Below are 15,040 nucleotides of genomic sequence, written 5' to 3'. Positions count from 1 at the left end.
CCGGTCGATCCCAGGGATGTCCGGTTCAATACCCGAAAGCGCGCGATGGGCTGGTCGAATCAAAGGAACCGGGACTGAAGCCGTCTGCTGTCGCAAGGCGCTACGGATTGCTTTATCGCGAATCGACAGTGGTGTGCGTGTCGCTTTTCTGGAGCTGTGGGAAGACTTGCAAACGAGCGGTGTTTCTTGCAGTTTGCAACCGCATTGGGGCTGATTCTGCAGCCGGCTGCCGATCTTGGGAACCTTGGCTGAACAATCGTTGCGCGCCTCTGACCTGACAGCCGTTTTGAACGACACGCGAGCCGCAGCGAAAAATACTCAATCAGATCCGTACCATATCGCGCATACTGCAACCAGAAACGGACAGGATTGCGTGATTGTGGCTCGCCGATCCTGACTTGAACATGCTGGCGAACCTGCCCACATCGCGTAGGAAGGCTGCGGATACGTTGTTTACGGTGCCGAGGCGCAGCGTCCTGGCACGTGTCGGCCTGTCCGGTCGTCGTAAACGGAGCTGAAATCGAACGACATTTGACCGGAACCGGTTGCATGGAGACTGTCCAGCATGGATGACCAAGCCGCACTGATCAGCGCGACCCAACCGGCATCGAAAACCTCGCGCGAACTTCCCGTAGCAACAGGGCGACCGATGCCGACCGCCGCTTATTATGTCGATATATCATCGGTGGCACGCGATCGATGGGAGAGTGAGGTACAGGTCGCAGCGTCTCTGGGGTTCGACTGCATCGCCATAGCGTCGCCCTTTGAAACCGATGCGTCATCGCATCGTTATAATATCGTTGATCACGCAAGGCTTGGCCGAGGGTTGGACGATGCCGATGCCGATGGCGCCTTGCGAGGTCTTGCCGGAATGGCACATGCGCGTGATCTGTCGATCGTCCTTGATATCTGTATTGATCGCGTGTCGCCTAGCGCGCCCTTGACGAACGAGCATCCGGACTGGTTCGTGCATGCGGACGATGGCGCGGCGTTTCGTCTGCTGTCGGACACGGACGCGGTGACCGACTGGTGGGATGAGCGGATTGCCCTATGGCAGTCACTTGGTATCGATGGGTTTCGGTGCGATTCAGCACATCGCGTACCTGCAATGATATGGGCGCGGCTGATCGGCGCGGCCAAACGACGCAACCTGAACTGTTGTTTCATCGCGGATTGTCTTGGCGCAGCCCCTCACGCAATCGCGGCGCTTGCAGGTTGCGGCTTCGATTACGCATTGTCCTCGTCGTGCTGGTGGGACGGGATCGGCTCCTGGATTGCCGATGATCTCGATCGCGTCGGCGCCATTGCCGCAATTGGCACACTAACGGTACCAACCGGCGATGCGCGGCCACCCTCGGATCGAGCGATCACCCTCGCGAGCTTCGTCGGTAATCTTTGGCTCTTGAACGCCAAGCCGCAAGTGTCCCAGATGGAGCAGATCAGACGTCTGAACGTACGCCGACAACAACACCGCGTGCTATTCCAGACGCCAGTGGTCCTGCGGTCACCGCCTGCGGCATCGATTACCTTGTTTGCACGTGTCGCCAGCGGGAGCGGTGGCATTGTCCTCGCGCTCACGTCACCCGGTGAGCCGATCCCCGAATCGGTGCTTGTCACCTGGCTTGGAGAAGCCTTTGGTGGCACGGGTGCGTCGGTTCATCAGACCGACGAAACGGGTACGCTCATTCTTGATATTACTGCACCTCGCGTGATCAGGCGGAAGGGCAACACGCTGACACCGGCCAAGGTGGCGGTCAAAGCACCGCGCATCGCCATTGAGGCGGTATCCCCTTCGATTGAGGCGGGTCGGTTTCCGGTCAAGCGGACGGTTGGTGACTGGATCAATGTCGAGGCCGACCTGATTTGCGACGGCCACGGCAGGCTAGCTGCCGATCTGCTCTGGCGCGCTGTCGACGATGCAGACTGGCAACGCGCGCCGATGGCGCTCGTCGTCAACGATCGATGGGCCGCTCAGTTCCAAGTCAAACGGTTAGGCCGTTATGAGTTCACAATCGAAGCTTGGATCGATCGGTTTGGTGCCTTTGTCGACGAAGTTGCCAAAAAGAGCGCAGCCGGTGTGCCGGTTGGGCTTGAACTGGTCGAAGGGATGCATTTGGTCGAGGCGACAGCTGCCGGGTCTGCGAACCGGATAGGCCAGGCATCGGCGGCTGCCGTGAACGACCTGCTCGCAGCGCTGCGGGACCAGCCCGAGACAGAACGTTTGCCCTTGTTAATCGCCCCTGCAACGACAGCGTTGATGCGTGATGCTGAGCATCGCCATGCGCTACTCAGAGTCGATCCACCACTGCCGATCGATGCCGAGCGGACGAGCGCGCGTTTTGCAAGTTGGTACGAGTTGTTTCCGCGTAGCCAGAGTGGCTCAGAAACGCGACATGGTACCTTTGACGATGTCATCAGCCAATTGCCTCGCATTCGTGCAATGGGCTTCGACGTGCTGTATTTCCCGCCGATTCACCCCATTGGCAGACGAAATCGAAAAGGCCGAAACAACAGCTTGACGCCGAGCGAGACTGATCCAGGTAGCCCGTACGCGATCGGATCAGTAGAAGGCGGTCATACCACTCTTCACCCCGAACTTGGCAATTTCGATGATTTTAGACGTCTGATCGACGCAGCGGCTTCGCAGGGCATTGAAATTGCACTCGATTTTGCAATACAGTGCGCGCCAGATCACCCGTGGCTGCGCGAACATCCCGAATGGTTCAACTGGCGGCCCGATGGCACGATCCGCTATGCCGAAAATCCACCGAAAAAGTACGAGGATATCGTCAACGTTGACTTCTATGCCGAGGGCGCGATGCCTTCGCTCTGGGTTGCGTTGCGCGACGTGGTGGCCTTCTGGGTCAAGCAAGGCGTGCGTATTTTCCGGGTTGATAATCCGCATACCAAGCCCCTGCCGTTCTGGGAATGGATGATCGGCGATATTCGCTCGCGGAATCCGGAGGTGATGTTTCTCGCGGAAGCGTTCACCAAGCCGAAATTGATGTACCGGCTGGCCAAATTGGGCTTTTCACAATCCTATACCTATTTTACGTGGCGCAACACGGCCGAGGAACTGCGGGCATACATGGTTGAACTAACAACCATGGCGCCGCGGGAGTTTTTCCGGCCGCATTTTTTTGTCAACACGCCGGACATCAACCCGCTGTTCCTCCAATCATCCGGTCGGCCCGGCTTTCTGCTGCGGGCGGCGCTGGCAGCGACTTTGTCCGGCCTTTGGGGCGTTTATAACGGGTTCGAACTGTGTGAAGCGGCGGGACTGCCGGGGCGCGAAGAATATCTGGACTCCGAAAAATATCAGATACGCGCTTGGGATCATGATCGGCCTGGAAACATCATCGCCGAAATCACGGCGCTCAACCGTATGCGTCGACAGAATCCGGCATTACAAAGCCACCTTGGCATCACGTTTTTGCCGTGTTCAAACGAGCAGGTGCTGTTTTTTGAAAAGGCTAATGCCGACCGCAGCAATGTCGTTCTCGCGGCGATCAGCCTTGATCCGTTCAACCTGCAGACCGCCGAGATCGAGCTGCCGTTATGGCGATTCGGGCTCGCGGATGACGCAGATCTTCACGCGGAAGATCTCGCACGCGACTTCGCTTTCGTCTGGCATGGCAAACGCCAGATCGTCAGCCTCGATCCACATGAATTGCCTTATTGCATCTGGCGGGTGCGCGCATGACCAAACTCGGAAAATTCGTCACCCCATCGATCAGCGATGCCGATCCGCTGTGGTATAAGGATGCGGTTATTTATCAGGTTCACGTCAAATCATTTTTCGACAAGAACAATGATGGCGTCGGTGACTTCGCCGGCTTGATGGAAAAGCTGGACTATATTGCCGACCTCGGTGTAACGGCGATCTGGCTGTTGCCGTTCTACCCGTCGCCGCGCCGAGATGATGGCTACGACATCAGCGCCTATCGTGCGGTCCATGAAGAATATGGCACGCTGAGCGATTTGAAGCGCCTGATCGAGGCGGCGCATCGTCGTGATATTCGCGTCATTACTGAGTTGGTCATCAATCACACGTCCGACCAGCATCCCTGGTTTCAAAGAGCCCGTTCGGCAAAGTCGGGTTCTGCCGCACGGAACTACTATGTGTGGTCTGATACCGACCAGAAATACGATGGTACCCGAATCATCTTTCTTGATACCGAAAAATCGAATTGGACCTGGGACCCGGTAGCCGGAGCCTATTATTGGCACCGGTTCTACAGCCATCAGCCTGACCTGAATTTCGACAACCCCCGCGTGTTGCAGGAGGTGCTCGGCGTGATGCGCTTCTGGCTCGATCTCGGGGTCGATGGCTTGAGGCTCGACGCGGTGCCGTATCTGATCGAACGGGAAGGTACCAATAATGAAAACCTTCCCGAAACTCACGCGATTCTCAAGCAGATCCGCGCCGCGATGGATGCGCATGCCCCCGGCCGGATGCTGCTGGCCGAGGCCAATCAATGGCCAGAAGATGCGCAGCAATATTTCGGCGATGGCGATGAATGTCATATGTCGTTTCATTTTCCCCTGATGCCGCGCATGTATATGGCAATCGCCCAGGAAGATCGCTTCCCGATTTCGGACATCATGCGCCAGACGCCGGCGATTCTCGAAACTTGCCAGTGGGCGATATTCTTGCGCAACCATGATGAACTCACCCTTGAGATGGTCACGGATTCCGAGCGGGACTATCTGTGGGAGACCTACGCGGCCGATCGGCGGGCTCGGCTCAATCTTGGTATCCGCCGCCGTCTTGCGCCCTTGCTGGAGCATGATCGGCGCCGGATCGAACTGATGAACGGCTTGCTGTTTTCGATGCCCGGCACACCCGTTATTTATTACGGTGACGAAATTGGTATGGGTGATAACATCCATCTGGGTGATCGCGATGGCGTACGCACGCCCATGCAGTGGTCACCGGATCGCAATGGGGGGTTTTCCCGCGTCGATCCTGCACAGCTCGTTTTGCCGCCGATCATGGACCCGATCTATGGTTATCAGGCGCTGAATGTTGAAGCCCAGGCGGCCGATCAACACTCGTTACTCAATTGGACACGGCGGATGCTGGCGGTGCGTAAGCGCCATCGCGCGTTCGGGCGCGGTGGTTTACGTTTTTTATACCCAGGCAATCGAAAAGTTCTCGCATATCTGCGTGAGTTTACTGATTCGGACGGACGGGATGAAACCATTTTATGTGTCTATAATCTATCTCGCATCGCGCAGGCGGTAGAGCTTGATCTATCGGCTTTCGAGAACCGGATTCCGGTCGATCTGGTTGGCGGCTCGCCGTTCCCGCCGGTCGGACAATTGCCATATATGCTGACCCTGCCGCCGTATGCCTTTTATTGGTTCAGCCTCGCGACCGAAGCCGCACTGCCAAGCTGGCGCATCCAGCCCTCCGAGCCATTGCCGGAATTTGTTACATTGGTGATGCGCAATGGATTGTCGGACCTGCTGAATGCAGAAACCCGCGGCATTTTGGAGACAGAAAGCCTGCCGAACTATTTGGCGCGCCGCCGTTGGTTTGCGGCGAAGGACCAAAAGATCAGTGCTGCGACGCTGGGCCGCGCCGACATCGTCGGCAGTGAAACTGCTGGATTGTTGTTGGCGGAGGTAAATGTGGAGGTCGGCGGTACGCTGCAGACTTATCAGGTGCCGCTGGCCGTGAGTTGGGACGATGCCCCGTCGAACCCGATGGCGCAGCAATTGGCGCTTGCGCGCATCCGCCACCACCGCCGGATCGGCTACCTGACGGATGCTTTTGCGATTGATGCCCTGCCACGCAATATCATCGTGGGCCTCAAAGCACGCACCACTCTGGCGGTGCGCAACGGCGAGGTCAAATTTCTGCCGACCGCGCAGATCGACGATCTGCCGGACATGCAGGATGCTGAAATCCGCCGCTTCTCGGCTGAGCAATCCAACAGTTCGATGATTGTTGGCGATGTCGCTATCATCAAAGTGCTTCGTCGGATCGAGGGTGGTATTCATCCTGAGACTGAAATGACACGCTTTTTGACCGATGCCGGCTACGCCAACACCCCCGCCCTGTTGGGCGAGATTGTGCGGACGGATTCCGATGGCGTGGGACACACTCTGATCGTGGCGCAACGCTTCGTGCGCAATCAGGGCGACGCCTGGCAGTGGACGCTGGATACCTTGACCCGCGCGGTAGACACAGCGATCCACGCGGACCTAGACGATGCTGGCGAGGCGGATGCTCTGGCGGGTTACCTGCCCTTTGCCGCGGCAATGGGACGGCGGCTTGCCGAGATGCACGCGGCGCTCGCAACGCCCGACACGGCATCGGATTTCCGGCCAGAACCCGCGGCGGAACGCGACGTAGCCCGCTGGACGGAGGGCGCGAAGCAGCAACTTGCGGCGGCGTTCGTGGCGCTCGAACGGGCCCGCCCGCTTGCCGCGGCGCAGACGCTCGCGCTGATCGATCAACTGGGAACGTGCCGGCAGGGGCTTGAGGCTGCGTTGCCGCGCCTTGCGAACGCTGGCATCGGCACGCTGAAAACCCGCATCCACGGCGATTTCCATCTCGGACAGATCCTGGCTGCGCAAGGCGACGCCTATTTGATTGATTTCGAAGGCGAACCGGCGAAATCCCTCGCCGAGCGCCGGGCCAAGGGCTCCGCCTTACGCGATGTCGCGGGGCTGCTGCGTTCGTTTGACTATGCCGCGGCGTCAGTCGAGCGCGCGGTACCGACCTCGACCGAGCGGGCGGCGGAGCGCAGCCACGCGATGGTGCAACGCTTCGTCAGGGATGCCGGGGCGAGCTTCCTGGAGGCCTATCATACGACCGCCGCGGCGGCGGCACATCCATGGCTGTCTACATCGGCGTGGGATGATTTGTTGACATTGTTCCTGATCGAGAAATCGGCTTATGAAATCTGCTACGAATCGGCCAATCGCCCGGCCTGGCTGATCATTCCGCTCACCGGCCTTGCCAATCTGGCAGCCCAGCTCACGACAGGAGCCCACGATGCCAGCATGGGATGACGCGACACTCGATGCGCTGGCCAACGCCACGCACGCCGACCCGTTTGCCTGCCTCGGGCCGCATACGATCGACGGTGTGCGGGTCGTAACCACGATTCAGCCGGGCGCCCATCAGGTCCGCCTCGTGGGTGCCACGGGCTCCGAACCGATGGAGCGGATTCATCCCGCCGGCATTTTTCAGGGAGAGCTCGGGTCGAATTCTGATTATACAATCGCGATCAATTGGGGCGAGACCAGCCAGACAATCGAAGATCCCTATCGCTTCCCGCCGCTACTTACTGATTTCGATATTCATCTGCTGGGCGAGGGTCGCCAGCTGCGCCTTGCCGATTGCCTTGGTGCCATCCCCGTGCGCATCAATGGCGTCGACGGCATCCGTTTCGCTGTCTGGGCGCCGAATGCGCGGCGGGTTTCAGTGGTTGGCGCCTTCAACGGTTGGGACGGCCGCCGTCACCCGATGCGTCTGCGCTATGATGTCGGCGTCTGGGAATTATTCATCCCGGCGGTCGTGATCGGCGCGCTTTACAAATTCGAAATCCTGACAAAATCGGGCGGTATCCTGCTCAAGGCCGATCCGCTGGCGCGCCAGGTGCAAGGGCCGCCTGAAACAGCTTCGATCGTCGCTGACAATACGGGGTTCGACTGGCATGACGAATCATGGTTGAAAAATCGAAACGGTCGCGCTGATAATGCTTTATCGGTCTATGAGGTTCACGCTGCCTCATGGCGGCGCCACGACGACGGCAGGCCTCTGTTATGGAGTGAGTTGGCCGACCAGTTGATTCCCTACGCCGCTGGTATGGGGTTCACGCATATCGAGTTCATGCCGGTGATGGCGCATCCGTTCGGCGGGTCCTGGGGCTATCAGCCGCTGTCTCAATACGCACCGATGCCGGCGCTCGGCACGCCGGCCGAATTCGCTGCCTTCGTCGATCGCTGCCACCAGATCGGTATCGGTGTGATTCTCGACTGGGTGCCGGCACATTTTCCGACCGATGCGTTTGGGCTGGTGCAGTTCGATGGCACGCCGCTCTACGAACATGCCGACCCCCGCGAGGGATTTCATCAGGATTGGAATACCCTGATCTATAATTTCGGCCGGACCGAGGTGCGCAACTTCCTTGTCTCCAGCGCGCTTTTCTGGCTCGATCGCTATCATATCGATGGCATCAGGGTCGATGCGGTCGCATCAATGCTCTACCGCGATTATTCGCGCAAGGAGGGGGAATGGATTCCAAACCGTTACGGCGGGCGCGAGAATCTCGAAGCGATCGATTTCCTTAAGGAACTGGCCAGCGCCATCGAACATTATGCGCCCGGTGCAATGTTGATCGCCGAGGAATCGACCGCTTGGCCGGGCGTGACTCGACCCGTCGCCGAGGGTGGTCTCGGTTTCAGCCACAAATGGAACATGGGCTGGATGCATGACACGCTGCGCTATATCGAAGAGGATCCGATCAACCGCCGTTACCATCACGACGAAATGACGTTTGGTCTTGTCTATGCGTTTTCCGAAAAATTCGTCTTGCCGATTTCGCATGACGAGGTCGTTTACGGCAAACACTCCCTGTTCGACAAAATGCCAGGGGATCCGTGGCAGAAATTCGCGAATCTGCGTGCCTATCTTTCGTTCATGTGGACCCAGCCTGGCAAGAAACTTCTATTCATGGGCCAGGAGTTCGGCCAATCGAGCGAGTGGAACCACGATATCGCGCTTGCGTGGCAGGAAGCCGACACGCCCGCGCACAACGGTGTGCGCCACCTGCTCGCCGATCTCAACCGGGTCTATCGCGCCGAACCGGCACTGCACAGTACCGATTTCAATCCCGGCGGATTTCGGTGGCTGATTGGCGATGATCGGGATCAGAGCATTTTTGCCTGGGTGCGTCAGACCGACGATGTCGCACAATCCATCGTCGTGCTGTGCAACTTCACCCCTGTGCCGCGATACGCCTACCGCGTGGGTGTGCCGACCGGCGGTCGCTGGCTCGAATGCCTTAATAGTGATTCCGCGATCTATGGCGGTTCGGATCTTGGAAATCTTGGTGCCATCACGGCCGATGCGAGCCCGGCACACGGCATGGCGCATTCATTGGCGCTGACCGTACCGCCGCTCGGGGTGCTGATCCTGCGACAGGATCGCTGATGGCGATCCTGCCGGCAAAACTCGCGACCGGAGCGAACGAGCCGCTGGGTGCAACATGGGACGGTCTGGGGGTCAATTTCGCGGTGTTCTCAGCCAATGCCGACCGCATCGAGCTGTGCCTGTTCGATCGCGGGGGGCGGCGCGAAATTGCGCGCTACGATCTGCCCGAATGCACCGATGAGGTGTTTCACGGTTATCTGCCGGATGCGTTGCCAGGCCTGATCTACGGGTTTCGTGCCCATGGACCCTACCAACCCGAGCAGGGTCATCGGTTCAACCCGAACAAGCTGTTGCTCGATCCCTACGCGAAGGCGATGTTTGGTGACATCCATTGGTCCGACACGCTATTCGGCTATCGCGTGGGCGCGGCCCGGGCGGATTTGTCGTTCGACCGGCGCGACAGCGCGCTGGCGATGCCGAAAGCGATCGTGGCCGATGCGTCCGCCGTCTGGGGCGAGCACCGCCGACCACGCCGCGGCTGGAGCGAAACGATCATCTATGAGGCGCATCTGCGTGGCCTGACCAAGTGCCACCCCGGTATCGCGTCGGAGCGCCAAGGCACGTTCGCGGCATTGCAAGATCCGGCTCTCATCGAGCATCTGGTCAAGCTCGGCATTACCGCGATCGAATTGCTGCCGGTCCATGCGTACCTGCAGGATCGCTTTCTGATCGAACGCAAATTGACGAATTATTGGGGATATTCGACCCTCGGTTTCTTTGTGCCGCAGACTGCGTATCTTGCCGATCCAGAGCAGGCACGCCACGAAATTCGCGCTGCTGTGCGCCGCCTGCACGAGGCGGGCATCGAGGTCATTCTCGATGTGGTCTACAACCATACCTGCGAGGGCAACGAAATGGGGCCGACGCTGAGCTGGCGCGGCCTCGATAACGCAAGCTATTACCGCTTGATGCCCGGCCAGGAGCGGTATTTCATCAACGACACAGGCTGTGGCAATACGCTCAACATCTGCCATCCGCGCGTGCTGCAAATGGTGATGGACAGTTTGCGCTACTGGGCCGATGCGTATCAAATCGACGGATTCAGATTTGATCTCGGAACGATTTTAGGGCGCGAAGCCGCCGGGTTCGATCCTGGATCGGGTTTCTTCGATGCCATCCGCCAGGACCCGGCGCTCGCCAAACTCAAGCTGATCTCCGAACCGTGGGATCTCGGGCCCGGCGGCTATCAGGTCGGTAATCATCCGCCCGGTTTTTCGGAATGGAATGCGGAGTTCCGCGATGGCACGCGCCGCTTCTGGCGCGGCGATCACGGCCAGCGTCCGGAAATCGCTCGCCGCCTGATGGGTTCGCCCGAATTGTTCGACTATCGCCGCCGCCGGCCCTCAGCTTCGATCAATTTCATCACCGCGCATGATGGGTTCACGCTGCGTGACCTGGTGAGCTACACCCAACGCCACAACATCAAGAACGGCGAGAACAACAACGACGGCACCGATAACAATCTTTCGGCCAATTGGGGCGTCGAAGGCGAAACGATCGATCCTGTCATTGCATCGACCCGCGAACGGGTAAAACGCGCCATGCTCGCGACCCTGTTCGTCTCCTACGGCGTGCCGATGCTGCTGGGTGGCGACGAAATGAACCGAACCCAGCGCGGCAACAATAATGCCTATTGCCAGGACAATGAAACATCCTGGGTGGACTGGTCCGGCCTCGAAGATGGCACAGCGACCGAACTTGCCGCGTTCGTTGGCCATCTGGCAGCGTTGCGGCGCCGCTATCCCAGCCTGCGCAGCGCGGTATTTCGCCATGGACTGGAAATGATCACGCCAGAGTTAGCCGACACGAACTGGTTCGATGAACAGGCGGGCGATCTGTCGATCGAAGCCTGGGCCGATCCAAACGCGCGCCTCCTTACGCTGCGGCGGGCAACACGCGAGGGCGAACAGCCCGATGTCACGCTGGTGTTGCTGAACGCTTCAGAGTCCGATCGTGAATTCACCCTGCCTGCACCCATGTTCGATTGGGTGCTCGAAATCGACACCGCGCGCCCCACATATCGGCGCGCGGCGTTCACCGAACCTGTGGTGACGGTCGCCTCCCGCTCCATCGTCGCGCTCGGCGCCCTGATCGAAGAGACAGAACAATGACCGTATCCCACATGAGCCCACCCCGTCCGGGCGCGCACGTTTCGGCCAATGGACGGACGATTTTCACGATCTGGGCACCCGGATGTGATTCGATGTCACTCGCGATCGAAGGACGTGATCCGCTCGCGATGCGGCGGCATCCGGATGGACATTTTGATATTGAAACAGAATGTTCTCCAGGCATGCGCTATCATTTTGTAACCGATACGGGAATAAAGGTGGCCGATCCTGCGTCACGCCTTCAGGCGCGGGATGTGCACGATGCCAGTATCGTCGTCTCGCCCGACGCCTACCGCTGGACCAATCCAGACTGGCGCGGCAGACCCTGGCATGAGACCATTTTGTATGAACTGCACCCCGGCGCCTGCGGCGGGTATGCCGGCATCGAAGGCATGCTGCCCGGCCTCGCCGAACTCGGCATCACGGCGGTCGAGTTGATGCCAATCGCCGATTTTCCCGGCCGGCACAACTGGGGTTACGACGGCGTTCTCCCCTACGCACCCGACACTGCCTACGGCACACCGGATGAATTGAAACATTTGATCGACACCGCTCACGGCCTCGGTATGATGATATTTCTCGATGTCGTCTACAATCATTTCGGTCCCGATGGGAATTATCTTCACACCTATGCTCCGGAGTTTTTTCGCGATGACCTCCACACGCCATGGGGCAGCGCAATCGATTACCGGCGTGCGCCGGTCCAGCGCTACTTCGTGGATAACGCGATCTACTGGCTCAACGAGTTTCGGTTCGATGGTCTGCGGTTCGACGCAGTACACGCCATTCAGGACGATGGGTTTCTTGCCAGCATGGCGAGCGCGATCCGTGCCGCTTGCGACTCCCGGCGCCACATTCACCTCGTGCTCGAGAACGACGACAACAATGCCGCTCTTCTGGAACAAGCTGTTGCCTATGACGCCCAATGGGCGGACGACACCCACCATTGCCTGCACGTTCTTCTCACCGGCGAACAGGGTGGTTATTACGAAGATTACCAGGATGCTGCCGCGCAGTTGGCACGTTGCCTGCAATCTGGTTTCGCCTATCAGGGTGAGCCCTCGTCCCACCGCGACAATGCATCACGCGGCACCCCGAGCGCGCACCTGCCGCCGACCGCCTTCGTCGCGTTCCTGCAAAATCACGACCAGATCGGCAACCGTGCGTTCGGCGAACGCCTGACCACGCTGGCCAACCCCGCGGCTCTGCGCGCGGCTGTGCTGCTCCTGCTGTTGTCGCCGCAGATCCCGCTGATCTTCATGGGTGAGGAGTATGGCGATACCACGCCCTTCCTCTATTTCACCGACCATAATGCGCCCGGGCTCGCCGAAGCCGTCCGCAAGGGACGGCGGCAGGAGTTCGCCAAGTTTGAGGCATTTTCGTCCAAGGAGGCGCAGCAGCGCATCCCGGACCCGAACGACGCAGCGACCTTTGCAGCCTCGGTGCCAGCGTTCAACTCGGCCGATGCGCCCGCGGCGGCCTGGCGTGCCTTCTATCGGATACTCCTGCGCCTCCGTCACACCAAGATCGTGCCCGGCATTCCAAATGCCCGTGCTGAGCGGGCAATCGCCCTGGGGCGCTCGGGCGTCCGCGCGGTCTGGACCCTCGGCGATGGTGCAACACTGACCATCGCGGCGAATTTCGGCGACCGTGCGGTGCCCTGTGCCGCAGGCGAGGGACATGTTCTGGCATCGTCGCCGCCCGATGCCGCGTGTGACAACCATCTGCCGCCGCATGCCGCCATCGCCTGGCTCGCCACACCGTGAGCGATCATGCCCTCTACGAACTGGCCGATCGTGCCGGGCTGTCACGCGTCTGGCACGATGTTTTCGGCACCGCGCACGATGTGTCTCCCACCAGCCTGCGCGGACTGCTCGCCGCCTTCGATCTCGATGCGGGTTCGGAAGCCGCCTGTCACGACAGCATCGCCCTGCTCGACGCCGAAGCACGCCTGCCCCCGCGCCTGCTGACGGCAACCGTCGATTCCGAAATCACTCTGAGCCATCCTGGCGGCGCGGCACGCATCCTGCTCGAAGATGGCACCAGCTATGACACGAGGCTGGAGGATGTCGGCAACGGCCACGCCCGTCTGCCCGGTCTGGCGACGCCGGGCTATCATCAGATCCATCTAGGCAATGCGATGATCGATCTGGCGATCGCGCCGCATCGCGCATTCACCGTGGAGGATGCGCTGGCCCGCCACGGCCGCACCGGCAAAGCGTGGGGCCTCGCGGTGCAGGTCTACAGCCTGCCGCGCGAGAACGATGGCGGCATCGGTGATTTCGCCGCCCTTGCCACGCTGGCCGCCAACGCGGGTGGGCGCGGCGCCGATGCGGTAGCGATCAGCCCGGTTCATGCCCTCTATGCAAGCGAACCGGGCCACTACGGTCCCTACGGTCCTTCCAGCCGTGTCGCGCTCAATCCGGTCTATGCGGCCATCGACTGCGCGGCGATTGCGCCATCGCCCGATGGCCTGATCGACTGGCGCGCCGCCACGCCGCTCCGCTATCAGGCGCTCCGGCGTGATTTCGCCCTGCATCGTGACGATCCGGCATTCAAGCAATTCCAGGCTGAAACCTCGCCCGCGATCCAGCTCCATGCCTTGTTCGAGGCGTTGGTGGCGCATCAACTCAGCGTTGGCGCGGGGCGCGACTGGCGATCCTGGCCGGATTCGCTGCGCGATCCGCACAGCAGCGCCGTCGCGGCACTGGCCGCTGCCAATCAGGACGAGTGCACGTTTCACCTCTACGCCCAGTTCCGCGCGCTCGGCAGCTTGCAGGCGGCCCAGCGCGCCGCCATCGATGCCGGCATGGCGGTCGGCCTGATCGCGGATTTGGCGGTCGGCGCCGATCCGGCGGGCAGCGATGCCTGGAGTCGTCCGGCCGAGGTGTTGCGCGCCGCTGCGGTTGGCGCGCCACCCGACGAATTCAACCGGCGCGGCCAGAACTGGGGCCTCACCGCGTTTTCGCCACGCGGCCTGCGCCAAAGCGGGTTTTCGGCACTGCGCGATATGCTGTCGACCGCGCTGCACGCCACCGGCGGCGTCCGCATCGATCATGCCATGGGCCTGTCACGTCTGTGGGTTATCCCCGAAGGCGGCGAGGCCAAGGACGGTTGCTATCTGCGCTATCCGTTCGAGGACATGCGCCGGCTGGTGATGCTGGAATCGCAGCGCCATCGTGGCATCGTCGTCGCCGAAGATCTCGGCACGGTGCCGGGCGGCTTTCGCGAATCCCTCGCGGCCAGCGGCATCACCGGCATGAGCATCCTGTGGTTCGAACGCGATGGGGATCGCTTCGTGCCGCCGGCGCACTGGCGCGCCGAGACCACGGCGTTGACGACAACGCATGACCTGCCGACCGTCGCGGGCTGGTGGTGTGGCACCGATATTGCCTGGCGCGAGCGCCTCGGGATTGCCGGCGAGGATCATGACAAACGCGCCCATGACCGGCATTGCCTGTGGGATGCCTGCGTGGCATCCGGCGCGGCACAGGGCGATATGCCGGCGCCCGACGACGGCGAACGGATCGCCGATGTCCTCGCCGTCCATGTCGCCACGGCATCGTCGGGTCTGGCGATCCTGCCGATCGAAGATGCGCTGGCTTTATCCGAGCAACCCAATATTCCAGGTACGATCGATGAACATCCAAACTGGCGCCGCCGGTTGCCCGCGCCCGCGGCAACCCTGTTTGATGCCCCGCGCGTTACGGCCCGCCTCGATGCTCTCGACCGGACCCGTAAGGCGCGCGGCTGAATC

General features: G+C 60.6%; 6 protein-coding genes. All 6 read left to right on the top strand.

What is annotated here, in order from left to right:
- The first annotated feature begins 565 nt into the window (after positions 1–565).
- The 6 genes from AruPA_RS08185 to malQ are packed head-to-tail and all read left to right on the top strand — an operon-like array spanning position 566 to position 15,037.
- On the top strand, positions 566–3,703 hold the full coding sequence (locus AruPA_RS08185) for a maltotransferase domain-containing protein (RefSeq protein WP_265636179.1): 3,138 nt from the start codon (positions 566–568) through the stop codon (positions 3,701–3,703).
- Entirely contained in the window at positions 3,700–7,026 is a 3,327-nt protein-coding gene (treS, locus tag AruPA_RS08180) for a maltose alpha-D-glucosyltransferase (protein WP_265636178.1), read from the top strand. The genes AruPA_RS08185 and treS overlap by 4 nt, the downstream gene beginning before the upstream one ends.
- Positions 7,010–9,172 carry a 1,4-alpha-glucan branching protein GlgB gene (gene glgB, locus AruPA_RS08175; RefSeq protein WP_265636177.1) on the top strand — a complete coding sequence of 721 codons (2,163 nt, stop codon included), beginning with the start codon at positions 7,010–7,012 and terminating at the stop codon, positions 9,170–9,172. The genes treS and glgB overlap by 17 nt, the downstream gene beginning before the upstream one ends.
- The gene (gene glgX, locus AruPA_RS08170) at positions 9,172–11,283 is read left to right on the top strand and encodes a glycogen debranching protein GlgX (RefSeq protein ID WP_265636176.1); all 2,112 of its coding nucleotides are present in this window, start codon (positions 9,172–9,174) and stop codon (positions 11,281–11,283) included. Before glgB ends, glgX begins: the two co-directional genes overlap by 1 nt.
- The gene (gene treZ, locus AruPA_RS08165; protein WP_322784391.1) at positions 11,280–13,049 is read left to right on the top strand and encodes a malto-oligosyltrehalose trehalohydrolase; all 1,770 of its coding nucleotides are present in this window, start codon (positions 11,280–11,282) and stop codon (positions 13,047–13,049) included. The genes glgX and treZ overlap by 4 nt, the downstream gene beginning before the upstream one ends.
- Positions 13,046–15,037 carry a 4-alpha-glucanotransferase gene (gene malQ, locus AruPA_RS08160; protein ID WP_265636174.1) on the top strand — a complete coding sequence of 664 codons (1,992 nt, stop codon included), beginning with the start codon at positions 13,046–13,048 and terminating at the stop codon, positions 15,035–15,037. Before treZ ends, malQ begins: the two co-directional genes overlap by 4 nt.
- Positions 15,038–15,040 lie beyond the last annotated feature (3 nt).

The organism is Acidiphilium sp. PA, assembly GCF_026191915.1.
Classification (GTDB): Bacteria; Pseudomonadota; Alphaproteobacteria; order Acetobacterales; family Acetobacteraceae; genus Acidiphilium.
The sequence above is the reverse complement of the archived record's forward strand: the minus strand, read 5'-3'. Positions and strand labels throughout refer to the sequence as shown.